This is a genomic window from Streptomyces sp. A0592 (genome assembly GCF_004795115.1).
In the GTDB taxonomy this organism is placed as follows: domain Bacteria; phylum Actinomycetota; class Actinomycetes; order Streptomycetales; family Streptomycetaceae; genus Streptomyces; species Streptomyces erythrochromogenes.
Window position 1 is genome coordinate 26,684 of the sequence record NZ_SSBM01000039.1, and the last position, 26,490, is coordinate 53,173.

Sequence of the window (26,490 nt, forward strand, 5' to 3'; positions counted from 1 at the left end):
TCCGGGTGCTCACCCCAGAGCATAGCCGGACAGCGCCGGTCAGCCGATCGGGTATCGACCGACCGGCCTGTCGGCGTCAGTTCAGGGGCGTGCCGGCGGCCGGCCGCCGGTCGCGGGCCGGGTCATGGAGACCGTCCCCGACGTGCTGACCTCGGCCCCCCGGCCGTCGGCCGGGCGGGCGGTGAGCGTCCACTCGTACTCGCCGGAGAAGAGGTGGGCGCCCGTCGGGGACCTGCCGTCCCACGCGGGGGCGATCAGGCCGCGCGCGTCGGTGCCGGTGCCGACGACCGTGGTGATGCCGGACGACGTGCTGCGCACCGTCAGCTTCCAGGAGGAGACCGGCTTCGGCAGCCACCAGCGGGCCTGCCAGGTCTTCACCTGCCGGAAGTCCGCGGTGGCGGCGACGTCCTGGTCGATGACCGCGAGCGGTGAGGCCGAGCCGGTCACTCCGGCCAGGTGCACGGTCTCGTCCGGGCCGGTGTAGGCGAGGCGGCCGCCGAACCGGTCGACGGTCCAGTCGCTGCCGTACCGCAGTGCCTCCGGCGCGATGCCGTCTTCGCGCACCGCCGTTCCGGAGCGCAGGTTGTAGACCTCCAGACCGGCGTCCGCCTGTCGCACGAGGTATCCGTCTCCGAGCTGGACACGGCCGCTCTCCGGCGCGAAGGGCAGCGAGACGAACCTGTGGGTCGGCAGGTGGAAGACACCGGGAGATTCCAGGGCGGCGGGGCACAGCCCATACAGCCACTCGCCGCTCACCTGGATCTCGCTCGGGCGGCACACCCCGAAGCCCTGGTGCTGCGTGACCCGGCCGGTCCGCAGGTCTCTGCCGTCCGCACCGTAGTTGCTGCCGCGGTCCCAGAGCGTCGACCCCCACAAGGTGGCTGCCGAGGAGGGCGCGAAGTCCAGGACCTTCCCCGCGTCGATGTCGGCGACCAGCAGCCGGGGGGTGTTCTTCTCCGTCACCGTGAAGAGCACGAAACGGCCCGAGGCGTTCTTGATCAGGTATGGCTGCATGCCGTCGGTGCCGGGCAGGGGCACCTGGCGGACCGTGCCGCCGGGGCGGGTCTCCCGGACGTTCACCGCGATCCCTGCGCCGTGGGTCGAGAGGGAGACGATCCGGCCGTCGCCCGTCGGGACGGTCCAACCGGGAAGTTCGGCCTGGGGCCGGCAGAGCAGGGTTTCCTTCTCGTCGCAGCTCCAGTCGGGGGTCTGCTTCGCGGGGGCCGTCCCGGACACCGGCACCGTGTAGCCCTGGAGGCTGCGGCCGGGGTCCTCCTGGCCCGCGATGAGCCGTCCCTGGGCGAGGCTGAGCGTCACCCGGTCCGCCGGGTTCGGCGGCAGGGCCGCCACCGTCGACAGCACCGGGGCGCCGTCGGGGCCGGACGCGATCCGGTACATGGCCCAGTGGCTGGAGTCGGTGCCACCGGCCAGGTAGGCGGAGCCGTCCGTACCCGTCTTCAGGCCCCGGTCCGAGGTGCGGGCGAGCAGGGTGCGCGGGGCGCCTCCGGCGACCGGAAGCGCGGTGACCGCGTTGCTCATGGCGTTGTGGTCCTGCACGACGAGCCAGTCGCCCACGGGGTGCGTACGCCCGTGCGGGGCGGAGGTGTTGACGCTGCGCGTCACGGTGAGGTCGGCGCGGGAGCGCAGGGTCGCCGTGCCGGAGCCGTTCTTGCGCAGCGAGACCCATTGGGCGCCGAGCGAGTAGTCGACGTAGCCGGGGTCCGTCGCACCGTCCGGCAGAGCCAGAGGCGTCAGCGTGGCCTTGGCGTAGTCGAGCAGGGCGAGGGTCTCCTGGCCGGCCGCGGACCGGTAGGTGATGAGCGCGCCCTTCTCGTCGGAGGTCCGCACCCAGAACGAATGGGCCGGGATGTGTTCCGGCGCGGTGACGGCGACGTCCTTGCGCGGTTCGTTCTCACGGCCGATCAGGTGCAGGGTGAGCCGGCCCTCGGCGTCCACTGCGGTGGCCAGCACCTGTGTGGCCGAGAAGTGAGGGGTCCAGGACCGGCCGGCCGGCGCTGCGAGGGTCTCGGTGCGGCCCGTGGACTGGTCGATCAGGGTCAGCGGGCCGGTGGTCGTCGAGGACGTCCTGCGGTACTGGCAGCCGACGGTGTCGCCGAGGTACATCCACGAGCCGGCGGCCCCCGTGTCGCAGTCCGTGAGCGGCGCTTCCCGGCCGTCCGCGAGGCTCTTCCAGTACAGCCCCCCGGCGGGCCGGTCGAGCATCACGCCGTTCGGACCCGCGCCGAAGACCAGCCGGTGCGACGGTTCCTGGTGCGGCAGCGGAGCGATCGTCAGTTCGTCTGCGGCCGCCGGTCCTGCGGCCGCCGGTCCTGCGGTCAGGGCGCCGATGCCCGTGGCCAGTGCGAGCGCGGCTGCGCCCAGCACACGTGACCGTCCCATGTGTTCCATCCCCCCAAGCGAAACGTCGGGGGGTGGTTGGTCGCGTGTTCGCGCTCGCCGTGTCCCCCCGGCGCAAAGTTCGGATCGTAGCGCAACGCGACAGGGCCCCCGCGACCGAAGTCGTGGGGGCCCTGTCAGGGGGTCAGCTCAGCCGGGGTCAGCCGTTGCGCTTCCAGCGCGGCTTGTCGTCGCGGCGGCCGCCGAAGCCACCGGACGGACGGTCGTCGCGACGGAAGCCGCCACGGTCACCACCGCGGTCACCGCGGTCGTCACGGTTGAAGCCACCCGACGGACGGTCGTCACGACGGAAACCACCGGACGGACGGTCATCGCGACGGAAGCCGCCACGGTCACCACCGCGGTCACCGCGGTCGTCACGGTTGAAGCCACCCGACGGACGGTCGTCACGACGGAAACCACCGGACGGACGGTCGCCGCCACGGAAGCCACCCGACGGACGGTCGCCGCCACGGTCACCGCGGTCGTCACGGTTGAAGCCACCCGACGGACGGTCGTCACGACGGAAACCACCGGACGGACGGTCGCCGCCACGGAAGCCGCCCGACGGACGGTCGCCGCCACGGAAGCCACCGGAGGGACGGTCGCCGCCACGGAAGCCGCCACGGTCGCCTCCGCGGTCACCGCGGTCGTCACGGCGGAAGCCGCCACGGTCACCACCGCGGTTGTCACGGCGCTCGAAGTTGCCGCGGTCGTCGCGCTGGGCGCGGTTCTCCTCGCGGCGCTCCTGTGCGGCGATCTCGGCGGCAGCGGCAGCGGCGGCAGCCGCGACCTCGGCCTCGGCGGCCTCGGCCACCTCGGCGACAGCGGCCTCCGGGTCCTCGCCGCGCTCACGGGCGGAGCGGGCGACGAGGCGGTCGGCCTCCTCGCGCAGCTCGCCGGCACGGCGAGTCAGGCGCTCCAGCTGCTTGGTCAGCTCGGCGACCTCACGCTCGGCCTGCTTGGCGGCGTTGTTCGCGGAGTCGGCCTGGACCTCGGTCAGCGAACGCGCACCGGTGATCTCGGCGACCTCGGGCTCGAAGGCGCCGGCGCCCTGGACGATGTGGCGCGAGGCGTCGACGCCCGCGTCCTCCATCAGGCGGAAGATCTGGCGGCGCTGGTGCGGCAGCGCCAGGGAGACGACGACACCGGACTTGCCGGCACGGGCGGTGCGGCCCGAGCGGTGCAGGTAGTCCTTGTGGTCACCGGCCGGGTCCACGTTCAGGACCAGGTCGATGCCGTCGACGTGGATGCCTCGGGCGGCGACGTCGGTGGCGACGAGCGCGTTGACGTAGCCGTCCTTGAAGTCCGCGAGGACGCGGGTACGCGCGCCCTGCGTCATGCCGCCGTGCAGGGCGTCGGCCTTGACGCCGGCCTCGACGAGCTGCTCGGCGATGCGGTCGGCGCCCAGCTGGGTGCGGACGAAGATGATGGTGCGGCCCTTGCGGGCGGCGATGGCGGCCGTGACCGGCGCCTTGTCCTTCGGCTTCACGACGAGGACGTGGTGCGTCATGGTCGTGACGTTGCCCTGCGCGCTGTCGACCTCGTGCGTGACGGGGTTGGACAGGTAGCGCTTGACCAGGGTGCCGATCTCGTTCTCCATGGTGGCGGAGAAGAGCATGCGCTGGCCGCCCCCGGGGATCTGGTCGAGCAGCTCGGTGACCTCGGGCAGGAAGCCCAGGTCGGCCATCTGGTCGGCCTCGTCGAGGACCGCGACCTGGACGTTCTCCAGGGAGCAGGCACCGCGGTTGATGATGTCGCGCAGTCGGCCCGGGGTGGCGACGAGGATGTCGACACCGCGCTCCAGAGCGTAGATCTGGTTGCTCATGGAGGTACCGCCGCAGACGACCTTCATCTTCAGGCCGAGGACGTCGCCGTACGGCTGGAGGGCGTCCGCGACCTGCATCGCGAGCTCACGGGTCGGCGTGAGGATGATCGCGCGGGGCTTCTTCTTCTCGGTGTGGCCGCCGGCCAGTGTGGCCAGGGTCGGCAGACCGAAGGAGAGGGTCTTGCCGGAGCCGGTGCGGCCGCGGCCGAGGATGTCCTTGCCGGACAGGGCGTCCGGGATGGTCGCGGCCTGGATCGGGAAGGGCGTGGTGACGCCGTTCTGGGCGAGCTTGCGCACGATGCCCTCGGGCAGACCCAGGTCACCGAAGGTGATCGTGGGCTCGGCGTCAGCGTCTGCATCGGCGTCGAAGTCGTCGGTGGAGTCCTCGAAGGACTCGCCGTTCACGTCCGCCTCGAGGGCCTCGATGATTCCTTCGGCTTCCGCGGCCTCGATGGCCTCGGTGACGACGAGGGCCTCGGCGTCGATGAGCTCGTTGGAGTCGTTCTCGGGCATGACGGAACGGTCAGAACTGGAAATGGACATGCGAAATGCGAAACCTTCCGGAGTCTCGGCACGCGCCCAAACTCCGTGAATCGCAAATCGACCGCCTCAATGCGGTCAGCCACGGCTAGGGAGAGTACGCGCCACACGGCGCTCTTCGGATTCGGCGCCGGGCAATGGGATCAAACGATCTATAACCATACGCACCCTCCCCCGGGTCTGGCAAGTCGCTCCGGCAAAATCGCCGCTGACCTGCACAAATGCCCGCATCGGGAAGGCGTGACCGCCCCTCCTGGAGCCGCTGCCGGGCGCCGCCGCCCCTACGCCTGGGGTGCCGGCTGGGTGGTGGGCTCCGGCTGCGGGCTCGACGGAAGCGGAGTGGGTTCCGTCACAGGGGGCGTCGGAATCGGGGGCGCCGGCGTCGGGCTCGCCGACTGCTGGCCGCCCCCCGGCCCGCCGGGACCACCGGAACCCGAACCGCCGGAACCGCCCGTGGACGGCTCCTGGGGGCCCTGCCCGCCGGCGCCGCCGCCCGGTCCGGCCGACGGCGCGGGCACGCCCGGCGCCCCGCTCGGCGCACCCGGGCTGGGCGAGGCCCCGGTCGCGCCGGAGGCCTTGCCGTCCTCCTTGTGCTTGCCGTCCTGGCCCTCCGCAGCGTCCTTGGCGCCGTGCCCGTTGCCGCGGATCCCGGAGCCCCGCCCGGAGGCGGCACCCGCACCCGCCTCGGAGCCGGAGCGCCGGTCGGCCGCGGCGGAGGGCCCTGGCTTCGCCGCGTCCTCGCCGACACTCATGCAGCCGGCCGTCGCCGCGACCGCGAGAGCGGTGACGGCCAGTCGGAGGGAAGCGGACAACTGGCGCACGGGGGCACCTCCGGAGCCTGGGGACGAGAGGCCCGCAGGAGCGGGTCGATGTGCCCAACTCCCTTTGCACCGCAAGGGACACGCCCTCAGGCGAACAGTTGTCGCGCCACCTGCGAGCCGAGGTGCACCGCGCCCAGCCCGACCAGCACCGACATCGCCACGTTCGCCGCCGCCAGGAAGCCCCACCCGCGCTCGGCCAGCCGCAGCGTCTCGTACGAGAAGGTCGAGTACGTGCTCAGCGCCCCGCACAGCCCGGGCCCCAGCAGCAGCACCACCCACGAGGAGGCGGCCCCGGCCGTCGCGGCGCCCGTCAGCGCCCCCAGCACCAGGCAGGCGGCCGCATTGACGACGAAGGTCCCCCAGGGGAAGACGGAATCGTGGCGCCGCTGCACCGCACGGTCGGTCAGATAGCGCAGCGGCGCTCCGACGACCGCGCCCGCCACCACGAACAGCCAGTTCACCGGAGCGCCCGGTCCGGTCCCCGGCGCCGCAGGGCGAGCCGGGTCACCGAGGCCGCCGCCCACACCGCGCCCAGGGCGGCCACCACCGTGAGCCCCGCGTACGCCAGCGCGGACCGCGCCTCCCCCTCGTCCAGGAGCCGCGAGAAGTCCATCGCGTAGGTGGAGAAGGTGGTGAAGCCGCCGAGCACGCCGACCCCGGCGAAGGGCCGCAGCAGCGGATGCGGCGCCGCCCGGCCGCCCTCGCTGATCAGCACCATGAGTACGCCGATCAGCGCGCACCCGGAGACGTTGATCCACAGGGTCGCCCACGGGAACGCCCCGGGCGCGGCCGGCCAGAGCAGGGAGATCCCGTACCGGGCCGAGGCCCCGACCGCACCGCCGGCGGCCACCGCCGCGAGCACCCGGCCCTGCGGCTCGGCCCGCTGCGCGGGCACGTGCAGGTCGACGTCCGGGTCGATCGCCTCGGCACCGGGGCCGGGCCGGGAGCCCCTACGGCTCACCCGTACCCCAGCGCGTGCAGCCGCTCGTCGTCGATCCCGAAGTGGTGGGCGATCTCGTGCACCACGGTGACCTCCGTCTCCGCGACCACGCTCTCCCGGTCCTCGCACATCCGCAACGTGGGATTGCGGTAGATGGTGATCCGGTCCGGCAGCACCCCGGCGTACCACTCGCCGCGGTCCGTCAGCGGGGTCCCCTCGTAGAGGCCCAGCAGCTCCGGATCGTCGGCGGGCGGTTCGTCCTCGACGAACACCGCCACGTTGTCCATCAGCCGCGTCAGCTCCGGCGGGATCCGGTCCAGGGCCTCTGCGACAAGCTCTTCGAACTCCTCGCGCGTCATCTCCAGCACCGGGCCATTGTCCCTCCGGGGGAAACCGTTTTGGCGATAGCTCCCCGGATCCCATATGCTTCTCACGTCCCCGACGCGCTGGAAAGCGCCCAGGCGGGCCTTTAGCCCTCATCGTCTAGTGGCCCAGGACGCCGCCCTTTCAAGGCGGTAGCACGGGTTCGAATCCCGTTGGGGGTACGCATTACCGTGTGCAAGACTTTGTCTCGCACACTGCAAGGTCCTGTGGAGCAGTTGGTTAGCTCGCCACCCTGTCAAGGTGGAGGTCGCGGGTTCAAGTCCCGTCAGGATCGCTGAGGCCGGAAACGGTCTCGTGGCTGGGTAGCTCAGTTGGTACGAGCGATCGCCTGAAAAGCGATAGGTCGCCGGTTCGACCCCGGCCCCAGCCACCACCAGGAAGGCCCCGTCCATCGGACGGGGCCTTCTGTGGTTACTCCGGCGCCTCCTGCGTCCGCGCCCGGCGGCGCCACTGCACCAGGCCGAAGACCGCCGCCCCGAGGGCGGCCAGCCCGAGCAGCGCCCAGTCCGGGACCGCGTCCGCCAGCGACCGCACCCGCTGCTCCACCGCGAACGAGTCGTCCACGTCCAGCAGCCCCGGCAGCGCGCTCGCCCCGTCGTAGACGAGGAACAGCACGCCCAGGGTGATGAAGAACAGCCCGGACAGCAGCGAGGTCGTGTGCAGCTCCCGGCGGCCCACGCGGAAGGCCCGGCCGCGCAGCCAGCGCCGCCGGCCCAGGTCGAACCGCTCCCACAGCAGGGCCATCACGAAGAGCGGCACGGCCATCCCCAGCGCGTAGACGGCCAGCAGCAGGCCGCCGTAGACGGGACTGCCGCTGACCGCCGCGACCGTGAGGACACTGCCCAGGATCGGGCCGGCGCAGAAACCGGCCAGTCCGTACACCGCGCCGAGCGCGTACACGGACAGGGCGGTGGTCGGCCGGATCCTCCCGGACAGCTCCGAGATCCGCTTCGAGGCGAAGCCCAGGCCCAGGATCTGCGCCACTCCGAGGACGATGATCAGCCAGCCGCCGGCGAGGACCAGCTGGTCACGGTTGCTGTGGAAGAACCGCCCGGCGTACGAGCCGGCCGCCCCCAGCGGTACGAGGGTGCTCGCGAGGCCCGCGTAGAAGATGCCGGTGCGGGCCAGCAGACGGGAGGCGGAGTCGATCGAGTACGCGAAGAAGGCCGGCAGGAGCAGCGCGCTGCACGGGCTGAGCAGCGCGAGGAGGCCGCCCAGCAGGGCGGCCAGGTATCCGATGTCGGTCACTGCTTCGCCGCCGCCTCGGCCTGCGCGATGGCGGCGGTGAAGGCGCCGATCGGCTGGGCCCCGGCGATCGGCTTGCCGTTGACCAGGAAGGAGGGGGTGGAGGTGACGCCGATGCGGTAGCCCTCCTCCTGGTCCTTCTTCAGGGCCGCCGCGGCCTGCTCGCCGGCCATGTCGGCCTTGAAGCGCTCGATGTCGGGGACCCCGGCCTCGCGGGCCAGCTCCAGGAGCCGCGGCTCGGCGAAGCCCTTCTCCTTGGAGCCGTCGGCGTACGCGGCCGCGTGGAAGGCGGCGAACCGGTCCTGCTGCCCGGCGGCCCAGGCGGCCTTGGCGGCGGCCTCCGATTCGGCGCCGAAGATCGGGAAGTTGCGCCACTCGATGCGCAGGGTGCCGGCCTCGACGTACTTCTTCACCAGCTCGGGTTCGGTGTCCCGGGCGAACTTGCCGCAGTAGCCGCACTTGAAGTCGGAGTACTCGATGAGCACGACGGGCGCGTCCGCGCGGCCGACGGCGAGCTTGTCGCCGGCCTCCCGGCGGGCCAGGGCCTGCAGCGCGGCGGAGGTGTCGCTGCGGGGCGCGGCGGCGGGCGCGGAGCCGGCGGAGCCCGGGTCCTTCCCGGCGGGGGCGGTGGCCTGCCAGGAGACGAGGCCGAGGGTGACGGCGGCGAGGGCGACCCCGGCGGAGATCAGCAGGGGCTTCGCGGCGGACGTCTTGGGCTTGGGACGGTTCTTGGACGAGGACATACGGGTGCTCCAGCGATGCGGTGGTGAGGTGGACCGGGGGGAACCGGTACTTCTAGACCCGCATCACGGACAGCTCCACCGGGCCGGGCGCCGGGCGGTCGGGACCCCGTACGAGGACCCGTACGGGCGGGGCGGCGTACGGACGGACCGCCGCGGGAACCGGGCGGCCCGGCGGGACCTGCGCGTGGTCGCCGGCCCGGGCCGGGGCGGCGGGCGTACCCCCGCGGTCGGGGGGAGCGGGGGCGCAGGCGGGGCCGCCGCCGTGGACGGCAGGGTCGGCGCGCGGCCGGTCGGGGAGCGGAGCCGCCCGGGAGGCGCCGGGCGCCGCCGGGGCCGCGGCCGGGCCGGCCGGCACGGAATCCGGCAGGAACGGTCCGCCAGCGGCGGGGGCCGTCCCGCCCAGCAGCACCGCCAGGACCGCGAGCACAACGCAGCCGAAGAGGCGGGGGCGGGACAAGGTGGGCTGCCTCTCATTCGTACGGCCGAGGGACTCGTCCCGAAATGGTACGGGTCCACCCGACAAATGCGTTCGCCACCCGGAGGGCCCAGGTGAGATCCTCGATCAGGTATGTCTACTTCCTTCGCCGCCCTGCAGACGCTTCTCGGTGAGATCTCCCTCCGTGACGCGCACCGCCTCGGCCGCCGCCTCGAAGGCGCCCGCCGCATCCGCAAGCCCGAGGCCAAGCAGGCCGTGCTCGACGAGATCGCCACGGAGGCCGCGAAGGCCGCCGAGCGACTGGCCGGCCGTGCCTCGCGGATGCCGGAGGTCACGTATCCCGAGAACCTGCCCGTCAGCCAGAAGAAGGACGAGATCGCCGAGGCGATACGCGACCACCAGGTCGTGATCGTCGCGGGCGAGACCGGCTCCGGCAAGACCACGCAGATCCCCAAGATCTGCATGGAGCTGGGCCGTGGCGTCCGCGGCATGATCGGGCACACCCAGCCCCGCCGGATCGCCGCCCGCACGGTCGCGGAGCGCATCGCCGAGGAGCTGAAGTCCGAGATCGGGCAGACCGTCGGCTGGAAGGTCCGGTTCACCGACCAGGTGGACCAGGACGCGACCTTCGTGAAGCTGATGACGGACGGCATCCTGCTCGCCGAGATCCAGACGGACCGCGAGCTGCGCGCCTACGACACGATCATCATCGACGAGGCCCACGAGCGGTCCCTGAACATCGACTTCCTGCTCGGCTACCTGGCGACGCTGCTGCCCAAGCGGCCCGACCTCAAGGTGGTCATCACCTCGGCGACGATCGACCCGGAGCGCTTCTCCCGCCACTTCGGCGACGCCCCGATCGTCGAGGTCAGCGGCCGCACGTACCCGGTGGAGGTCCGCTACCGGCCGCTCCTCGAAGAGGACTCCGAGGACTCCGACCGCGACCAGATCACCGCGATCTGCGACGCCGTGGACGAGCTCCAGGCGGAGGGCGCCGGCGACATCCTGGTCTTCCTGTCCGGCGAGCGCGAGATCCGCGACACCGCGGACGCGCTCATCAAGAAGAAGCTGCGCTTCACCGAGGTCCTCCCCCTCTACGCCCGCCTCTCGCACGCCGAGCAGCACCGGGTCTTCCAGCAGCACACGGGCCGCCGGATCGTCCTGGCCACGAACGTCGCCGAGACCTCGCTGACCGTCCCCGGCATCAAGTACGTGATCGACCCGGGCACGGCCCGGATCTCCCGCTACAGCCACCGCACCAAGGTGCAGCGCCTGCCGATCGAGCGGATCTCGCAGGCCAGCGCCAACCAGCGCAAGGGCCGCTGCGGCCGTACCAGCGACGGCATCTGCATCCGGCTGTACTCCGAGGACGACTTCAACGCCCGTCCCGAGTTCACCGACGCCGAGATCCTGCGCACGAACCTGGCCTCCGTCATCCTCCAGATGACCGCCGCCGGCCTCGGCGAGATCGAGAAGTTCCCCTTCATCGACCCGCCGGACCACCGCAACATCCGCGACGGCGTGCAGCTCCTGCAGGAGCTCGGGGCACTGGACCCGGCCGAGAAGGATCCGAAGAACCGGCTGACGCAGATGGGCCGCAAGCTGTCCCAGCTGCCCGTCGACCCGCGGCTGGCCCGCATGGTCATCGAGGCCGACAAGAACAACTGCGTCCGCGAGGTCATGGTCATCGCGGCGGCCCTGTCCATCCAGGACCCGCGCGAGCGGCCCTCGGACAAGCAGACCCAGGCCGACCAGAACCACGCCCGGTTCAAGGACGAGACCAGCGACTTCCTCTCGTACCTGAACATGTGGCGCTACGTCCGGGAGCAGCAGAAGGAGCGCGGCTCCTCGTCCTTCCGCCGGATGTGCAAGCAGGAGTACCTGAACTTCCTGCGGATCCGCGAGTGGCAGGACATCTACTCGCAGCTGCGCACGGTCGCCAAGAGCATGGGCATCCACGTCAACGAGGCCGACGCCCCCGAGCAGGTCGTCCATGTCTCGCTGCTGGCCGGACTGCTGTCGCACATCGGGCTGAAGGACACCGACAAGAACGAGTACCTCGGCGCGCGCAGCGCCAAGTTCGCGATCTTCCCGGGCTCGTCGCTGTTCAAGAAGCAGCCGAAGTTCGTGATGTCGGCCGAGCTGGTGGAGACCTCGCGGCTGTGGGCCCGGGTGAACGCCAAGGTGGAGCCCGAGTGGGTGGAGCCGCTGGCGCAGCACCTGGTCAAGCGCACCTACAGCGAGCCGCACTGGGAGAAGGACCAGGCGGCCGTGATGGCGTACGAGAAGGTGACGCTGTACGGCGTGCCGATCGTCGCCCAGCGGAAGATCAACTACGGCCGGATCGACCCCGAGGTCTCGCGCGAGCTGTTCATCCGCAACGCGCTGGTCGAGGGCGACTGGCGGACCCACCACAAGTTCTACGCCGACAACCGCAAGCTCCTCACCGAGGTGGAGGAGCTGGAGAACCGGGCCCGGCGCCGCGACATCGTGGTGGACGACGAGACCCTCTTCGACTTCTACGACCAGAGGATCCCCGAGCACGTGGTGTCCGGGGCGCACTTCGACTCGTGGTGGAAGCACAAGAAGCGCGACGAGCCGGAACTGCTCGACTTCGAGCGGGAGATGCTGCTCACGGAGAAGGCGGCCGGGGTCACCAAGGCCGACTATCCGGACTCCTGGCGGCAGGGGCAGCTGAAGTTCCGGGTGACCTACCAGTTCGAGCCGGGCGCGGACGCGGACGGCGTGACCGTCCACATCCCGCTCCAGGTGCTGAACCAGGTCACCGACGAGGGCTTCGACTGGCAGATCCCGGGCCTGCGCGAGGAGGTCGTCACCGAGCTGATCCGCTCGCTGCCCAAGCCGATCCGCCGGCACTACGTACCCGCGCCGAACTACGCGGGCCGCTTCCTGGACACGGCCGTGCCGCTGCAGGAGCCGCTGCCGGTCACCCTGGCGCGCGAGCTCCAGCGGATGGTCGGGGTACCGGTCACGGCCGAGGACTTCGACCTGACCCGGATCCCCGACCACCTGAAGATCACCTTCCGGATCGTCGACGAACGGCGCCGCAAGATCGCCGAGGACAAGGACCTGGAGGCCCTGCGGCTCAGGCTGAAGCCGAAGGCCCGCCAGGCCCTCTCCAAGGCCGCCGCGGCCACCGCCGAGCGGGCGGGCGGGGAGTCGGTGGAGCGCACCGGGCTGACCGACTGGACGATCGGAGCCCTGACCAAGGTCTTCGAGACCCGGCGTGCGGGCCAGCCGGTGAAGGCGTACCCGGCGCTGGTCGACGAGGGCGCGAGCGTCTCCGTACGGCTCTTCGACACCGAGGCGGAGCAGCAGCAGGCGATGTGGCTGGGCACCCGCCGGCTGATCCTGCTGAACATCCCGGTGAACCCGGCGAAGTTCGCCTCGGACCACCTCACCAACCAGCAGAAGCTGGCCCTGTCCAGGAACCCGCACGGCTCCATCCAGGCGCTGTTCGACGACTGCGCGACCGCGGCGGCCGACAGGCTCATCGCCGACCACGGCGGCCCGGCGTGGGACGAGGCGGGCTTCCGGAAGCTCTACGAGGCCGTCCGCGCGGACCTGGTGGACACGACCGTGCGGGCGGTGAACCAGGTGCAGCAGGTGCTGGCCGCCTGGCAGGCCTGTGAGCGGCGGCTGAAGGCCACCTCCAGCCTCGCGCTGGTCGCGAACATCCAGGACGTCAGGACGCAGCTGGCGGCCCTGGTGCCGGCCGGCTTCGTGACGCTCACCGGGCTGCGCAGGCTGCCGGACCTGATGCGCTACCTGGTGGCGGCGGACCGGCGGCTCCAGCAGATGCCCACGGGCGTCCAGCGCGACACCACGCGCATGGAGAAGGTCCACGAGATGCAGGACGAGTACGCCTGGCTGCTGGAGCAGTTGCCCAAGGGACGGCCCGTCCCGGCCACCGTCACCGACATCCGCTGGATGATCGAGGAGCTGCGCGTCAGCTACTTCGCGCACGCGCTCGGCACGGCGTACCCGATCTCCGACAAGCGGATCGTGAAGGCGGTGGACGCGGCAGCGCCATGATCCGGTTCGACTGCACCCCCTGAGCTGCGGTACAGTCTGATTCGCAGCCGCCGAGCGGCCGCAAATCAAGGACCTGTGGAGCAGTTGGTTAGCTCGCCACCCTGTCAAGGTGGAGGTCGCGGGTTCAAGTCCCGTCAGGTTCGCAGAAACGTCAGGGCCCGTATCCCCCAGGGGATACGGGCCCTGACGCGTTGGGGGACACGGCTGCCCGGGCCGGGTTGGGGGGCGGGGCGCCCCGACCGCCGGCCGGCACCTCGCGCGGCCGCTCCCGGCGCACTCCCCACGTGGCTCCCCCGCGGCTCCGCACTGCCTCCCACGGCGCCCCTCAGCTCCCCTCAGCCCCACTCAGCTCCCACGAGGGCCGCTCCACGGCCGCGACGACTCCTGCCGGCCGACCGCCCGGCCCGACCGGGCCCGCACATCGCCCCTTCGGCGGAGAATCCCCCGTTCGCATGATGGTCACCGCGACGCACTTCCCCATTACGGGGTGCATTGCCGGATATACAAGAGTGATCATCTGTGACGGGTGTCACCGCATGAGTTTTTCGGACTCACACTTTTATCGCATCCATACGCCGGCTCGATTTAATATGTGCAATGGCACCTACCCTGCCAGGCGTCCCGGCGGGCTTCCGGCACCCCCCTGACCTGGGCATAAAAAAGATCGCGCTGGACCCGGCGGAGTCCAGCGCGATCGAACGACCGGAGAACCTGTTGGGGCAGGTCGGGCCGTATCAAGCAATGTGGGTTTTCATCGGATTGGGGGACCCGATAGAGACCCGTTTAAAGCGGGGTGTTTACGCGACCTCAGGCCTCGCTGCGCTGCTGCGGAATTCCCGCCAGCAGTGCGCGGACCTCGGCCTCGCGGTACCGGCGGTGTCCACCCAGGGTGCGGATGGACGTGAGCTTGCCAGCCTTGGCCCAGCGGGTGACCGTCTTAGGGTCCACGCGGAACATCGTGGCAACCTCAGCCGGGGTCAGCAGCGGCTCGGCATCAGGGGTGCGAGCGGTCATGAGCGGCCTCCTCGGGAGAACCGAACCATCTCGGTTCTTTCCTCTAAATTCTGCACCTTGGCCCGCGTTGCCCGAAATGGACATACGCGGGCCGAGTCGGTTATAGGACGAACGGCTTGTCCTCGGCACTACAACTACACCATCCGTCCAGCCTCGACGGCCAAACCGACGGAATTGCCCTCCGAGGTGTTCATCAGCGGCGGAAGCCCGATGGACCGTCCCATAACGGACAGTCACCCCACTGTGACGATCAGTCACAGAGCGATCAGGAGTCGTCAGACCCCCCGTAGAGTGCAATGCCGAGCATTCCGCCCTTAGTTGGGCGGAAGGAACCCTCCCCGGACTCCTTGTCCTATTTTGGCACGAGGGTAGGGGAAGGGCGCAAGGGTGTGGTTAGTGCGGTCCGTCACGCTTGGGCCAATGGCCCGTATCGGGACGTAGGTCCTGGCACTACGTCCCAAATGCCACGATCAGGGCTCTGATCAGCCACTTTTGACCGAACGACCGATACGCGGCGGTACGTACGGACCTCCGAAAGGTGAAACCAGCCACACCGGCGGTTTCCGGCCTAATTCGCGAAAAGTCGCTCCCGGACCGCCCGCCACCGCTCCGCGAGCCCCCTGTAGACCTCCTCCGCACCCTCGGCGTCCCCCGCCCGCAGGGCCGCGATGCCCGCCGCGAGGTCCCCGGCCGAGCGGTCGGCCGCGAGCCGGTCCGCGGGCAGGGCGTGCACCAGCCCGCCGTAGTCCAGCTCGACCATCGAGCGCGGATGGAACTCCTCCAGCCAGCTCCCCACCTCGACCAGTCCCTCGGCGAGCATCCCGTACCCCTCCGCGGCGCGCAGCGTCCGCAGGGCCCGGGCGAGGCGCCGGCGCGCCTGCACCATCGGCGTCCGGTAGCGCAGCCGCTCCCCCGGCACGTACTCCCGCTCCTCGTCCGCGACCAGCACGAACCAGCGCAGCGGGATCTGCCACACCCCCGTACGGATCCACGGGCGCGCGTCCGGGTTCCGCTCGCGCCAGCGCTCGTACTCCTCGGCCGCCCGCCGGCGCGCCGACGGCGGGAGCGCGGCGTCCAGCACCGGGAGCGGGAACTGCTCGACCAGCTCCGCCAGCGCCATCCAGCCGCGCAGCCGGGTGCGCCACGGGCAGACCAGCAGCACCCCGTCGACCTCCGCGGTGAAGGCGTCGGCGCTCTCGTGCGCCGGCACCCCCACCAGGGGGACCCGCACCAAGTCCGCCAGCGACCGGCGCAGTTCGTCCTGGGCGGTCGGGGCCGTCCCGCGCCGGGCGTACTCCGCCCAGTGCGTGCGCTCCGGCTCCGGATAGGCGGCCAGGGGTTCGTAGACGCGCAGGTAGGAGGCGTACGGGACGGCCGGCGCCGAGCGGGCGGAGGGCAGCAGGGGATCGGGGGATTCGGTCACCCTCTCGTACTCCCCTCTTCCGGGGCCCGCTTCACCTCGGGCGGCCCGTCGCCGGGCCCGGACCGCCTCCCGTACTCCGGGAGTGTTTCGATCCCCGGACAGGACACCCCCATCCGGCCCACAGGTCTTACTCTGCTCCCAGCACGTCCTCCCCCACCCGCAGGAGGGCGTCTTCCCGCCGCATCTCTTCCATGGGAGTCACCACCGTGACCGAAATGACCGACGGCGTCCTGCACACCCTGTTCCGCACGGAACAGGGCGGCCACGAGCAAGTCGTGCTGTGCCAGGACCGAGCCACCGGCCTGAAAGCCGTCATCGCGATCCACTCCACCGCCCTGGGCCCCGCCCTCGGTGGTACGCGTTTCCACGCCTACGCCTCCGACGAGGAGGCCGTGCGCGACGCGCTCAACCTCTCGCGCGGCATGTCCTACAAGAACGCCATGGCCGGTCTCGGCCTCGGCGGCGGCAAGGCCGTGATCATCGGTGACCCCGACGTCATCAAGACCGAGGAACTCCTGGAGGCCTACGGCCGTTTCGTGGAGTCCCTCGGCGGCCGCTACGTGACCGCCTGCGACGTCGGCACCTTCGTCGCCGACATGGACGTCGTCGCCCGTGAGACCCGCTGGGCCACCGGCCGCTCCCCCGAGAACGGCGGCGCCGGCGACTCCTCGGTGCTCACCGCCTACGGCGTCTTCCAGGGCATGCGCGCCAGCGCGCAGCACCTGTGGGGCGACCCGACCCTGCGCGGCCGCAAGGTCGGCGTCGCGGGTGTCGGCAAGGTCGGCCACTACCTGGTGGAGCACCTGCTCGAGGACGGCGCCGAGGTCGTCATCACCGACGTCCGCCAGGAGTCGGTGCAGCGCATCCTCGACAAGCACCCGGGCAAGGTCACCGCGGTCGCCGACACGGACGCCCTGATCCGTGTCGAGGGTCTCGACATCTACGCCCCGTGCGCGCTCGGCGGCGCCCTGAACGACGAGACGGTCCCGGCCCTCACCGCCACGATCGTGTGCGGCGCGGCCAACAACCAGCTCGCCCACCCGGGCATCGAGAAGGACCTCGCGGACCGCGGCATCCTCTACGCCCCGGACTACGTGGTCAACGCGGGCGGGGTCATCCAGGTCGCCGACGAGCTGCACGGCTTCGACTTCGACCGCTGCAAGGTGCAGGCCACGAAGATCTTCGACACCACGCTGGAGATCTTCGCTCGTGCGAAGGCGGACGGCATCCCGCCGGCCGCCGCGGCCGACCGGATCGCCGAGCAGCGCATGGCGGACGGGCGCCGGACCCTCCCGGTCACGGCCTCCTAGGGGCCCGTCGCGGGGCCCGCCGGGGTGCGGCGAGACGGAACTCACTGCACTTCGGCGGGTCGCCCGCCAGGAAAGGGTTAAAATCGCAGCTGACCAGCGAGGACGGGGCGCCTTGTTGGTTCTGCACCGGGGCGCGTCATGCGGGCGGCGTACCGTATGGCCGCGGAAGCAGGTACCGTTAAACCCCTACGGACGGTCTCTCCACGGAGAGCCCGCTCCGAACCATGAACGCGTGTCAGACTCTGGGGCCGTCGAGCCCCGTCACCGAGGGGGTCGAGCCATGGGGCGCGGCCGGGCAAAGGCCAAGCAGACGAAGGTCGCCCGCCAGCTGAAGTACAGCAGCGGCGGGACTGACTTGTCGCGTCTGGCCAACGAGCTGGGCGCATCGACCGCGGAACCGCTGCCTGTCAGCGAGCCGGTCGAGGTAGACGACGACGAGCTGGACGAGGACGACCCGTACGCTCGGTACGCGGACCTCTACAACAGCGATGACGACGACGAGGACGAAGAGTCCGGTCCGTCGGCACAGCGTCGCGGCGCTTGACGCCCTGAGGCGTCTGCACGGCACATCAAAGACTGAAACCCGGTCCAGGGCATAGGCCCCGGGCCGGGTTTCAGTGCTGCTCAGCTCGCGTAGGAACCGGTGAGGGTCGCGCCCTCGGTGCGGTCGCCGCGGTCCAGGATCTCGCCCGCGACCCAAGCGTCGACACCCCGGTCGGCCAGCGCGGTCAGCGCCACGTCCACGGACTCGGCGGGCACGACGGCCATCATGCCGACGCCCATGTTGAGGGTCTTCTCCAGCTCCAGCTGCTCCACCTGCCCGGCCTTGCCGACCAGGTCGAAGACCGCGCCGGGGGTCCAGGTCGAACGGTCGACCGCGGCGTGCAGGTGGTCCGGGATCACCCGGGCCAGGTTGGCCGCGAGACCGCCGCCGGTGATGTGCGAGTAGGCGTGCACCTCGGCCGTCCGGGTGAGGGCCATGCAGTCCAGCGAGTAGATCTTGGTGGGCTCCAGGAGCTCCTCGCCGAGCGTCCGGCCGAGCTCCTCCACGTGGCTGTCGAGGGACATCCCGGCGCGGTCGAAGAGGACGTGGCGGACCAGCGAGTACCCGTTCGAGTGAAGGCCGGACGAAGCCATCGCGATGACGGCGTCCCCCGTACGGATACGATCCGCGCCGAGCAGGCGGTCGTACTCGACGACGCCCGTTCCGGCGCCCGCCACGTCGAAGTCGTCCGGACCCAGCAGGCCGGGGTGTTCGGCGGTCTCGCCGCCCACCAGGGCGCAGCCGGCGAGGACACAGCCCTCGGCGATGCCCTTGACGATGGCGGCGACACGCTCGGGGTGCACCTTGCCGACGCAGATGTAGTCGGTCATGAAGAGCGGCTCGGCGCCGCAGACGACGATGTCGTCCATGACCATCGCGACCAGGTCGTGGCCGATGGTGTCGTACACGCCCATCTGGCGGGCGATGTCCACCTTGGTGCCGACCCCGTCGGTGGCCGAGGCGAGCAGCGGGCGCTCGTACCGCTTGAGGGCGGAGGCGTCGAAGAGGCCGGCGAAACCGCCGAGGCCGCCGAGGACCTCGGGGCGCTGCGTCTTCTTCACCCACTCCTTCATCAGCTCGACGGCGCGGTCTCCCGCTTCGATGTCGACGCCCGCGGCTGCGTAGCTGGCACCGGTGGTCTTCTCTGTCATGACAGGAGAGAGCTTTCGTGTCGTTACTGCGGTTGGTGCGGGGCCCTGGGAAAAGCCTGAAAGACAGGGCCCCGCGCAGGTCGAGCCGGGGACTTACGGGCGGCGGAGCGCGTCGGCGGCGTCCGTGCCGCCGGCCAGCTCGGTCTCCAGGAGCTGCTTGCCGAGGAGCTGCGGGTCAGGGAGCTCCATCGGGTACTCGCCGTCGAAGCAGGCACGGCAGAGGTTCGGCTTCTGGATCGTCGTCGCCTCGATCATCGCGTCGAGCGAGATGTACGAGAGGGAGTCCGCGCCCATGGAGGTGGCGATCTCGTCGACCGTCATCCCGTTGGCGATCAGCTCGGCCCGGGTGGCGAAGTCGATGCCGAAGAAGCACGGCCACTTCACCGGCGGCGAGGAGATCCGGATGTGGACCTCGGCCGCGCCGGCCTCGCGGAGCATCTTGACCAGGGCGCGCTGGGTGTTGCCGCGGACGATCGAGTCGTCCACGACCACCAGGCGCTTGCCCCGGATGACTTCCTTGAGGGGGTTGAGCTTCAGGCGGATGCCGAGCTGGCGGATCGTCTGCGAGGGCTGGATGAAGGTCCGGCCGACGTAGGCGTTCTTGACCAGGCCCGAGCCGTACGGAATCCCGCTGGCCTCGGCGTATCCGACCGCGGCGGGCGTGCCGGACTCCGGCGTCGCTATCACCAGGTCGGCATCGACCGGGGCTTCCTTCGCCAGGCGCCGGCCCATCTCGACACGCGAGAGGTAGACGTTGCGGCCGGCGATGTCGGTGTCCGGGCGCGCCAGGTAGACGTACTCGAAGACACAGCCCTTGGGCTTCGCTTCCGCGAATCGGGACGTGCGCAGACCGTTCTCGTCGATGGCGACGAGTTCACCCGGTTCGACCTCGCGGACGAAGCTGGCGCCGCAGATGTCGAGGGCGGCGGTCTCGCTCGCGACCACCCAGCCGCGCTCCAGGCGGCCGAGGACCAGCGGGCGGATGCCCTGCGGGTCACGGGCGGTGTAGAGGGTCCCCTCGTCCATGAACACCAGCGAGAAGGCGCCCTTGACCTTCGGGAGCACCACGCGGGCGGACTCCTCGATGGTCAGCGGCTTGCCGTCCGCGTCCACCTGGCCGGCCAGCAGGGCCGTGACCAGGTCGGTGTCGTTGGTGGCGGCCACCTGGGTGGCACGGCCGTCCTGACGGGGGAGGTCGGCGACCATCTCGGCGAGCTCGGCGGTGTTCACCAGGTTGCCGTTGTGTCCCAGGGCCAGGGAGCCGTGGGCGGTCGCGCGGAAAGTGGGCTGCGCGTTCTCCCACACGGACGCGCCGGTGGTCGAATAGCGGGCGTGACCGACCGCGATATGACCTTGGAGCGAGCCGAGGGAGGTTTCGTCGAAGACCTGGGAAACGAGGCCCATGTCCTTGAAGACGAGGATCTGGGAACCGTTGCTCACAGCGATTCCCGCGGACTCTTGTCCACGGTGCTGCAGCGCATACAGTCCGAAGTAGGTGAGCTTGGCGACCTCTTCACCCGGAGCCCAGACACCGAAGACGCCGCAAGCGTCCTGGGGGCCCTTTTCGCCGGGGAGCAGGTCGTGGTTGAGTCGTCCATCACCACGAGGCACGTTCCCGAGTGTAGGCGAGATCGACCACTGGTCCGAATTGGGGACGGCCGGGAAATGTCACAGCACAGAGGGTGACCGCACGGCCCCGTCTCGGTATTCGGATCACCTTGTTGACATCTACGAAGGCATTCGTACAGGCTCTCGGTCCATGCAGCCTCTCGGTGACCGCACCGTCACCCTCTTCGAGCGCCGGCACGTGGACCTGGTCCGTGTCGCGAGCGCCATCTGTCGCTGCTCCGCGTAGCCACAACTCTTCCTGCGCCTTCCCCTTTTCCGCTCCGCCCCGCCCTGCTCCGCCGTGCCGCGCGCCGTCCCGCGCCCCGCCCGGAGCCGGCCGGCGGACCGTGCCTTGGAGTACCTGTGTCTTCGTACGAGAACAAGCTGTCCCGACGTGCCTTCACAGGCGCCGTCGGAGCCACCGCGGCCGCCGCCGCCACGGGGCTGGGAGCCGCCCCCGCCCGGGCCGCCGAGGGCCCGCAGGCGGGTCCCGCCGAGCGCGATTTCCGGGCCGCCCGGGGCCGCCCGTCGCGCCGCCCGAACATCCTGTTCATCCTCGGCGACGACCTGGGCTGGGCCGACCTCTCGGCGTACGGATCCCCGCACATCAAGACCCCGAACCTGGACCGGCTCGCCCGCCAGGGCGTCCGGTTCACCGACGCCTACTCGGGCTCCGCGACCTGCTCGCCGACCCGGTTCAGCCTGTACACCGGCCGCTACCCGGCCCGGACCAGGGGCGGGCTGGCCGAGCCGATCGCCGACAAGTCGGTCGGCCTGGAGCCCACCCACCCCACGCTGGCCTCGCTGCTGAAGGCGTCCGGATACGCGACCGCGCTCATCGGCAAGTGGCACGCCGGCCACCTGCCCGACTACAGCCCGACGAAGTCCGGCTGGGAGGAGTTCTTCGGCAACTTCGGCGGGGCCCTGGAGTACTACTCCAAGCTGGGCCCGGGCGGCGAGTACGACCTCTACGAGGGCGATGCCGAGTACGAGGACCTGCGCTACTACACGCGGATCATCACCGAGCGGGCGAGCGAGTACGTCTCCCGCGACCACCACGGCAGGCCCTGGCTGCTGAACCTGAACTTCACCACCCCGCACTGGCCGTGGATCGCCGACGGGGACGCCGCTCAGAGCGCCGAGATCGTCCGGCGCATCAGGGCCGGCGACGGGCGCGCCCTGTGGCACCAGGACGGCGGCTCGGTCGAGAAGTACAAGGAGATGGTCGAGGACCTCGACCGGTCGGTCGGCGAGGTCCTGAAGGCCCTGCGGCGCTCCGGCCAGGAGGAGCACACCCTCGTGGTGTTCTCCAGCGACAACGGCGGCGAGCGGTTCTCCTACAACTGGCCGCTGTCGGGCAACAAGGCCTCCCTCCAGGAGGGCGGCATCCGGGTGCCGAACATCCTGCGCTGGCCCGCGAGGCTGGACGGCGGCCAGGTCAGCCGCGTGCCGGTGTTCAGCCCGGACTGGACCGCGACCCTGCTGGAGGTGGCCGGTGCGCGCCCGCACCCGGCCTACCCGCTGGACGGCGTGAGCCTGGCCGGGTACCTGCTGCGCGGCGAGAAGGTCGCCGAGCGGGACCTGTTCTGGCGGGTCCGCGGGGAGCGGGCCCTGCGCCGCGGGGACTGGAAGTACTACCGCGGCAGGACCGGCCGCGACCAGCTGTTCAACCTGGCCGGGGACGTCCGCGAACAGGCCGACAGGGCGACCGTCGAGCCCGCCCGGCTGGCGGAGCTGCGCACGGCCTGGGAGGCCGTGGACGCGGGCCTGCTGCCCTATCCGGCGTGAGCCGGGCGGGTCGGGGCGGAGGGCCGTCGGCCGCCCGCCCCGACCTACCGGACTGCGCTATTCGACGTCGGACGGCGCCTCGGCGATCAGGCCCTTGCCGTCCGTGGCGGTGAGGGTCAGCCGGCGGCCCTCGATCCGGGAGACGAGGGGGCCGCTCGCGAACAGCTCGGTCAGCTTCGCCTCGACCTCGCCCGCCGGGCCGTCGCACGCCATCCGGGTGGTGGTGAGCGGCCCGAAGGTGAGCCGGTCGCCCTCGCGGGTGACCTGGGCGCTGAACCGGTTGCAGCCGAGGGTCCCGCTCACGGACAGGTCGGCGGCGATGGTGAACCGCGCCGCGCCGGAGGCCCCGGCGGGCAGCGAGGACACCGACGTGCCGCTGATCAGGGACTGGACCGTCCATTCGACCGCGGTGAGCGGTGCGTCGGGGGTCGCGGGCGCCGAGGTCATGGCGATGGTGCTCCCGTCGGCGGTCTTCAGGGTGAGCCGGTCGGGCCCCCGGTCGATGGTCAGGCGCCCGGTGAACAGCTTGGCGAAGGCCGTCTCGAACTCCATGTCGGCGCAGGCCATGGTGGTGGAGGCGCCGGGAGTCACCGTCACCGCGGAGGTGCCCGCGAAGGAGGCGGTCGCCGTGAAGCCGTTGCAGCCGTAGTTGCCCTTGACCTGGTTCTCGCCGAAGTCGAGCCGGGCCGCCTCGGGGGCGTGCAGGGTGCGGCCGTCCGTGGTCAGGGACTCGACGGCCCAGCGGCCCACGGGATCGGGGAGCACCGCGCCCGCGCCCTGGTCCTCGGCGCGGCCGCAGCCGGCCGCGGCGAGCGCGAGGACGAGGGCCAGCCCCGCGGGGATGTGGACGTGCCGGAGGGTACGCATGCCCCTGGGACGAAGGCGGTCCCCGGTCGGTTCCACGACGGCCGCGCCCCCGCTCAGCTCATCAGCGGGAGCAGCGCCGACAGGTCGGCCCGTTCACCGCCGGCCCGCACGTGGGCCGCGTCGACCGCCTCGGCCCATGCCGTACGGCCGGTCGCGAGCCGGATCCAGGTCAGAGGGTCGGTCTCCACCACGTTCGGCGGGGTGCCCCGGGTGTGCCGCGGGCCCTCGATGCACTGGACCACCGCGAAGGGCGGGATCCGTACCTCGACCGAACCTCCCGGCGCCTTCAGGGCGAGGGAGTCCGCGAGCAGCCGCGTGCAGGCGGCCAGCGCCTGCCGCTCGATCGGGATGTCCAGGCCGGCGGCCCGGTTCAGGTCGTCGGTGTGGACCACCAGCTCCACGGTCCGGGTGACCAGGAAGTCTGCCAGGGTCATGTCGCCGATCCACAGCTGGAGCACGCGCCCGCCGGGGTTCGCCGCGAGCCCCTCGGCCATGGCGCCGGCCGCCCGCTCGTACAGCTCGGGCAGGGGGGCGCCGGTGAGGGTCTCCCGGGCCGCCTCGGAGATCTTCCCGGCGAGGGACGCGGTGGCGAAGGGCCATTCGGTCGCGGTCAGCTCGGGGACGGCGGCGGGCGGCCGCGCGAGGCCGGCGGCCAGCGAGTCCGCGATCCACGCGATGTGCGCGGCGAGGTCGGCGACGGTCCAGTCCCCGAGCCCGCTGGAGCGCTGCAGCTGCTCGGGCTCCAACTCCCCCACGGCTCGGGCGACATGGCCGAACTGCGCGGTCACGGCCGCACGGATCTTCACGGGGTCGTAGGCGCGCGGCTTCTTCCTGGCGGGCGGCATGCCCCGACCCTACTCGGGCGGTGGGAGGACCAGGCCGGTACACCCGCGCCGCGCGGCCGCGTCGGTGGCGTACGCCCTGAACAGCTCGTCGAGGCGCGCGCCGAGGACGGACCGGTAGCGGTACGGGACGGTCATCGTCAGGGTGGCCGGCCGGCCCTGGCAGGTCGCGGAGCCGTGGAGCACGTCGCCGAGGCGGCCCGCGGTGCCGGGGGCCACGGGGTCGGGGATCCGCTTGCCGGGGGCCTCGACCGCGAACGCGGCCGCGTCGTCGCCGAAGTACGACCTGGTCCGGACCCACCAGGACGAGATCCGCAGGACGGAGTCCAGGTCCAAGTGGGCACGCTGCTCCTTGCCCAGTGTCGGATGGATGCGCCGGGTCGCCGCGGGCCCCACGGCGAGCAGGCAGCCCTCCTCGCGGGCGGCTCCGCCGAGGGGCACTCCGGCCGCCCGGTCGGGCAGCGACCCGCCGTCCGCCGTCCGCAGGTGGGCGGCGTACCAGCCGCAGCTGTCGGACCGGTCACCCGCTGCCGGGCCGAGGTCGACGACGGGCTCCGGCAGCCGGTCCGGGAGTTCGGGCAGCTGCGCCCGGCAGCCGTACTCCGCGGCGGCGCCGACGGCGGCCCGGCGGGCGAGGCGCGCCAGGACCGGGCGGTCGCCGGCCTCGTCGCGGGTGTCGGGGGAGGTGGCGGTCACGATCAGGGTCGTGGTGCCGGCCTCGGCCGGCTGCTCGCAGCGGGCCACGACGGTGACGTCGTCGGGGCCGTAGTCGCCGAGCCGGCCGTCGCCGAGCGGCATCCGGTCCGGAAGCCTGGTCCGGGCGGTCATGTCGCCCTGCGAGCCGAGGGCCAGGGTGGTGAAGGGCTCGTCCGGGAAGTCCTCGACGGTGTGCAGGGCGCGCTCCTGGGGCAGCCCTTTGATGTCGAGGGTGAACTGGCGGATCTGCACCTCCCGGCCGTGGCGTTCCTCCACGCGGCTCAGCACGCAGCCGTCCGGGATCCCCTCGAAGCCGACGGTGCGGGGCTCGTCGCCGCCGAGCACCACCCGGTGGGTGCCGCCGTCCAGGCGCATGACCGCGTCGGGGTCCACCAGCCCGGCGCATGCCCGGGTGATCAGCGCGCGGGAGGCCTCGGCATTCCGGTGCGTCGTGTACGTGTCGTGCAGCGCCCAGCCACCGAGCACCACGCCGCCGGCACCGGCCGTGCACAGCAGCAAATTGACCGCATTGCGCCATCGGCCCCGATCGGGCAACGGCCCGCCCCTGGACGGCCCCAGCGGTTCGAACATCCCCGGCCCCCACTCTTGCACCTGCGATTCCGGCGCCGACCGTACCAACAGGGGCGGCGGCCCGGAACGGCCGAGCCCCCGGCCGGTGGGGTCACCGGCCGGGGGCTCGTACGAAAGCGGCGGGATCAGGCCAGCAGGGCCGGGATCGTCGCCTCGTGGGCCTCGCGGAGCTCGGCCAGGGGCAGGCTGAACTCGCCCTGGATCTCGATCTCGTCGCCGTCCACCACGCCGATGCGGGCGACCGGCAGGCCGCGCGCACCGCACATGTCGGTGAAGCGGAGCTCCTCGCTGCGCGGGACGGCCACGATGGCGCGGCCCGCGGACTCGGAGAAGAGGAACGTGAAGGCGTCCAGGTCCTCGGGGACCACGACGCGTGCGCCGTTGCCGCCCTTGAGGCAGGACTCGGTCAGCGCCTGGATGACACCGCCGTCGGACAGGTCGTGCGCGGCGTCGATCATGCCGTCGCGCGAGGCGGAGATCAGGATCTCGGCGAGCAGCTTCTCGCGGCCCAGGTCCACCTTGGGCGGCAGGCCGCCGAGGTGGTCGTGGACGACCTGGGACCAGGCCGAGCCGCCGAACTCGGCGGCGGTGTCGCCGAGCAGGTAGAGCAGCTGGCCGGCCTCCGCGAACGCCATCGGCGTACGGCGGTTGACGTCGTCGATCACGCCGAGCACGGCCACGACCGGGGTCGGGTGGATCGCGACGTCGCCGGTCTGGTTGTAGAGCGAGACGTTGCCGCCGGTCACCGGGGTGCCCAGCTCCAGGCAGCCGTCCGCGAGACCGCGGGTGGCCTCGGCGAACTGCCACATGACGCCCGGGTCCTCGGGTGAGCCGAAGTTCAGGCAGTCGGAGATCGCCAGGGGCTTGGCGCCGGTCGCGGCGACGTTGCGGTACGACTCGGCCAGGGCCAGCTGCGCGCCCGTGTACGGGTCGAGCTTGGCGTAGCGGCCGTTGCCGTCGGTGGCCATGGCCACGCCGAGGTTGGACTCCTCGTCGATGCGGACCATGCCCGCGTCCTCGGGCTGCGACAGCACGGTGTTGCCCTGCACGAAGCGGTCGTACTGGTCGGTGACCCAGGACTTCGAGGCCTGGTTCGGGGAGGAGACCAGGGCCAGGACCTGCGCGCGCAGCTCCTCGGAGGTCTGCGGTCGGGGCAGCTTGCCGGCGTCGTCGGCCTGGAGGGCGTCCTGCCAGTCGGGGCGGGCGTAGGGGCGGTTGTAGACCGGGCCCTCGTGGGCGACGGTGCCCGGGGGCACGTCCACGATC

22 protein-coding genes and 4 tRNA genes are annotated in these 26,490 nt (G+C 71.6%); 9 read left to right on the forward strand and 17 right to left on the reverse strand.

Translation table 11 applies throughout. The features are described from left to right. Positions 1 to 81 precede the first annotated feature (81 nt). The 6 genes from E6U81_RS33490 to E6U81_RS33515 all read right to left on the reverse strand — a co-directional run bounded on the left by E6U81_RS33490 (position 82) and on the right by E6U81_RS33515 (position 6,894). A complete protein-coding gene (locus E6U81_RS33490; protein WP_136233775.1) occupies positions 82 to 2,400 on the reverse strand; it encodes a hypothetical protein in 2,319 nt (772 codons plus the stop codon). A 157-nt stretch (positions 2,401 to 2,557) separates the two neighbouring features. Next, positions 2,558 to 4,768, reverse strand: a complete 2,211-nt coding sequence (locus E6U81_RS33495; RefSeq protein ID WP_136233776.1) for a DEAD/DEAH box helicase — start codon at positions 4,766 to 4,768, stop codon at positions 2,558 to 2,560. Positions 4,769 to 5,046: 278 nt separating this feature from the next. Next, positions 5,047 to 5,586 (reverse strand): hypothetical protein, encoded by a 540-nt coding sequence (locus E6U81_RS33500; protein WP_136233777.1) that lies wholly within the window; start codon positions 5,584 to 5,586, stop codon positions 5,047 to 5,049. A gap of 86 nt (positions 5,587 to 5,672) precedes the next feature. Beyond that, positions 5,673 to 6,047, reverse strand: coding sequence for a CrcB family protein (locus E6U81_RS33505; protein WP_136233778.1), 375 nt, complete (start codon positions 6,045 to 6,047; stop codon positions 5,673 to 5,675). After that, the gene (locus E6U81_RS33510) at positions 6,044 to 6,547 is read right to left on the reverse strand and encodes a CrcB family protein (protein WP_136233779.1); all 504 of its coding nucleotides are present in this window, start codon (positions 6,545 to 6,547) and stop codon (positions 6,044 to 6,046) included. The genes E6U81_RS33505 and E6U81_RS33510 overlap by 4 nt, the downstream gene beginning before the upstream one ends. Next, positions 6,544 to 6,894, reverse strand: coding sequence for a metallopeptidase family protein (locus tag E6U81_RS33515; protein WP_030012899.1), 351 nt, complete (start codon positions 6,892 to 6,894; stop codon positions 6,544 to 6,546). The genes E6U81_RS33510 and E6U81_RS33515 overlap by 4 nt, the downstream gene beginning before the upstream one ends. Positions 6,895 to 6,998: 104 nt before the next feature. Here E6U81_RS33515 and E6U81_RS33520 point away from each other — a divergent pair. The 3 genes from E6U81_RS33520 to E6U81_RS33530 all read left to right on the forward strand — a co-directional run bounded on the left by E6U81_RS33520 (position 6,999) and on the right by E6U81_RS33530 (position 7,283). Beyond that, positions 6,999 to 7,071: transfer RNA gene (locus E6U81_RS33520), tRNA-Glu, on the forward strand. Between the two features lie 39 nt (positions 7,072 to 7,110). Then, positions 7,111 to 7,184, forward strand: a tRNA-Asp gene (locus tag E6U81_RS33525). A gap of 22 nt (positions 7,185 to 7,206) precedes the next feature. Continuing rightward, positions 7,207 to 7,283, forward strand: a tRNA-Phe gene (locus E6U81_RS33530). A gap of 38 nt (positions 7,284 to 7,321) precedes the next feature. Here the strand turns inward: E6U81_RS33530 and E6U81_RS33535 are convergent. The 3 genes from E6U81_RS33535 to E6U81_RS41820 are packed head-to-tail and all read right to left on the reverse strand — an operon-like array spanning position 7,322 to position 9,355. After that, complete coding sequence (locus E6U81_RS33535) at positions 7,322 to 8,158, reverse strand: cytochrome c biogenesis CcdA family protein (RefSeq protein WP_136233780.1); 837 nt, start codon at positions 8,156 to 8,158, stop codon at positions 7,322 to 7,324. Next, complete coding sequence (locus tag E6U81_RS33540) at positions 8,155 to 8,898, reverse strand: thioredoxin domain-containing protein (RefSeq protein ID WP_136233781.1); 744 nt, start codon at positions 8,896 to 8,898, stop codon at positions 8,155 to 8,157. The genes E6U81_RS33535 and E6U81_RS33540 overlap by 4 nt, the downstream gene beginning before the upstream one ends. A gap of 52 nt (positions 8,899 to 8,950) precedes the next feature. Continuing rightward, on the reverse strand, positions 8,951 to 9,355 hold the full coding sequence (locus E6U81_RS41820) for a hypothetical protein (RefSeq protein WP_136233782.1): 405 nt from the start codon (positions 9,353 to 9,355) through the stop codon (positions 8,951 to 8,953). Positions 9,356 to 9,466: 111 nt separating this feature from the next. Here E6U81_RS41820 and hrpA point away from each other — a divergent pair, with 111 nt between their 5' ends. Then, positions 9,467 to 13,390 carry an ATP-dependent RNA helicase HrpA gene (gene hrpA, locus E6U81_RS33550; protein ID WP_136233783.1) on the forward strand — a complete coding sequence of 1,308 codons (3,924 nt, stop codon included), beginning with the start codon at positions 9,467 to 9,469 and terminating at the stop codon, positions 13,388 to 13,390. Positions 13,391 to 13,459: 69 nt separating this feature from the next. After that, positions 13,460 to 13,533 (forward strand) — tRNA-Asp (locus E6U81_RS33555). 664 nt (positions 13,534 to 14,197) lie between these two features. Here the strand turns inward: E6U81_RS33555 and bldC are convergent. Together bldC and E6U81_RS33565 are read right to left on the reverse strand one after the other, a co-directional pair. Then, positions 14,198 to 14,404: a developmental transcriptional regulator BldC gene (gene bldC / locus E6U81_RS33560; protein ID WP_003949541.1), complete on the reverse strand. Its 207-nt coding sequence runs from the start codon at positions 14,402 to 14,404 to the stop codon at positions 14,198 to 14,200. Positions 14,405 to 14,972: 568 nt separating this feature from the next. Next, positions 14,973 to 15,827 carry a hypothetical protein gene (locus E6U81_RS33565; protein WP_240804165.1) on the reverse strand — a complete coding sequence of 285 codons (855 nt, stop codon included), beginning with the start codon at positions 15,825 to 15,827 and terminating at the stop codon, positions 14,973 to 14,975. Positions 15,828 to 16,018: 191 nt separating this feature from the next. Here E6U81_RS33565 and E6U81_RS33570 point away from each other — a divergent pair, with 191 nt between their 5' ends. Next, positions 16,019 to 17,137, forward strand: coding sequence for an amino acid dehydrogenase (locus tag E6U81_RS33570; protein ID WP_030664648.1), 1,119 nt, complete (start codon positions 16,019 to 16,021; stop codon positions 17,135 to 17,137). A gap of 280 nt (positions 17,138 to 17,417) precedes the next feature. Beyond that, the gene (locus E6U81_RS33575) at positions 17,418 to 17,681 is read left to right on the forward strand and encodes a DUF3073 domain-containing protein (RefSeq protein ID WP_030390150.1); all 264 of its coding nucleotides are present in this window, start codon (positions 17,418 to 17,420) and stop codon (positions 17,679 to 17,681) included. A gap of 80 nt (positions 17,682 to 17,761) precedes the next feature. Here the strand turns inward: E6U81_RS33575 and purM are convergent, their stop codons facing one another. Together purM and purF are read right to left on the reverse strand one after the other, a co-directional pair. Next, entirely contained in the window at positions 17,762 to 18,832 is a 1,071-nt protein-coding gene (gene purM, locus E6U81_RS33580) for a phosphoribosylformylglycinamidine cyclo-ligase (RefSeq protein ID WP_031156365.1), read from the reverse strand. A gap of 93 nt (positions 18,833 to 18,925) precedes the next feature. After that, positions 18,926 to 20,443 (reverse strand): amidophosphoribosyltransferase, encoded by a 1,518-nt coding sequence (purF, locus tag E6U81_RS33585; protein WP_136233784.1) that lies wholly within the window; start codon positions 20,441 to 20,443, stop codon positions 18,926 to 18,928. A gap of 148 nt (positions 20,444 to 20,591) precedes the next feature. Here purF and E6U81_RS42015 point away from each other — a divergent pair, with 148 nt between their 5' ends. Both E6U81_RS42015 and E6U81_RS33590 read left to right on the forward strand, forming a co-directional pair. Then, on the forward strand, positions 20,592 to 20,687 hold the full coding sequence (locus E6U81_RS42015) for a putative leader peptide (protein ID WP_328739691.1): 96 nt from the start codon (positions 20,592 to 20,594) through the stop codon (positions 20,685 to 20,687). Positions 20,688 to 20,803: 116 nt separating this feature from the next. Next, on the forward strand, positions 20,804 to 22,228 hold the full coding sequence (locus E6U81_RS33590; protein ID WP_136233785.1) for a sulfatase-like hydrolase/transferase: 1,425 nt from the start codon (positions 20,804 to 20,806) through the stop codon (positions 22,226 to 22,228). A gap of 57 nt (positions 22,229 to 22,285) precedes the next feature. On the opposite strand, the gene E6U81_RS33595 is transcribed toward E6U81_RS33590, so the two are convergent. From E6U81_RS33595 to E6U81_RS33610, 4 genes are all read right to left on the reverse strand, one after another. Then, entirely contained in the window at positions 22,286 to 23,095 is an 810-nt protein-coding gene (locus tag E6U81_RS33595) for an META domain-containing protein (protein ID WP_136233786.1), read from the reverse strand. A 53-nt stretch (positions 23,096 to 23,148) separates the two neighbouring features. Beyond that, positions 23,149 to 23,940 (reverse strand): maleylpyruvate isomerase family mycothiol-dependent enzyme, encoded by a 792-nt coding sequence (locus E6U81_RS33600; protein ID WP_136233787.1) that lies wholly within the window; start codon positions 23,938 to 23,940, stop codon positions 23,149 to 23,151. 9 nt (positions 23,941 to 23,949) lie between these two features. Continuing rightward, on the reverse strand, positions 23,950 to 25,152 hold the full coding sequence (locus E6U81_RS33605) for a hypothetical protein (protein WP_168714805.1): 1,203 nt from the start codon (positions 25,150 to 25,152) through the stop codon (positions 23,950 to 23,952). 197 nt (positions 25,153 to 25,349) lie between these two features. Then, a partial coding sequence (locus E6U81_RS33610) for an AIR synthase related protein (RefSeq protein WP_240804166.1) occupies positions 25,350 to 26,490 on the reverse strand: 1,141 nt, incomplete at its 5' end.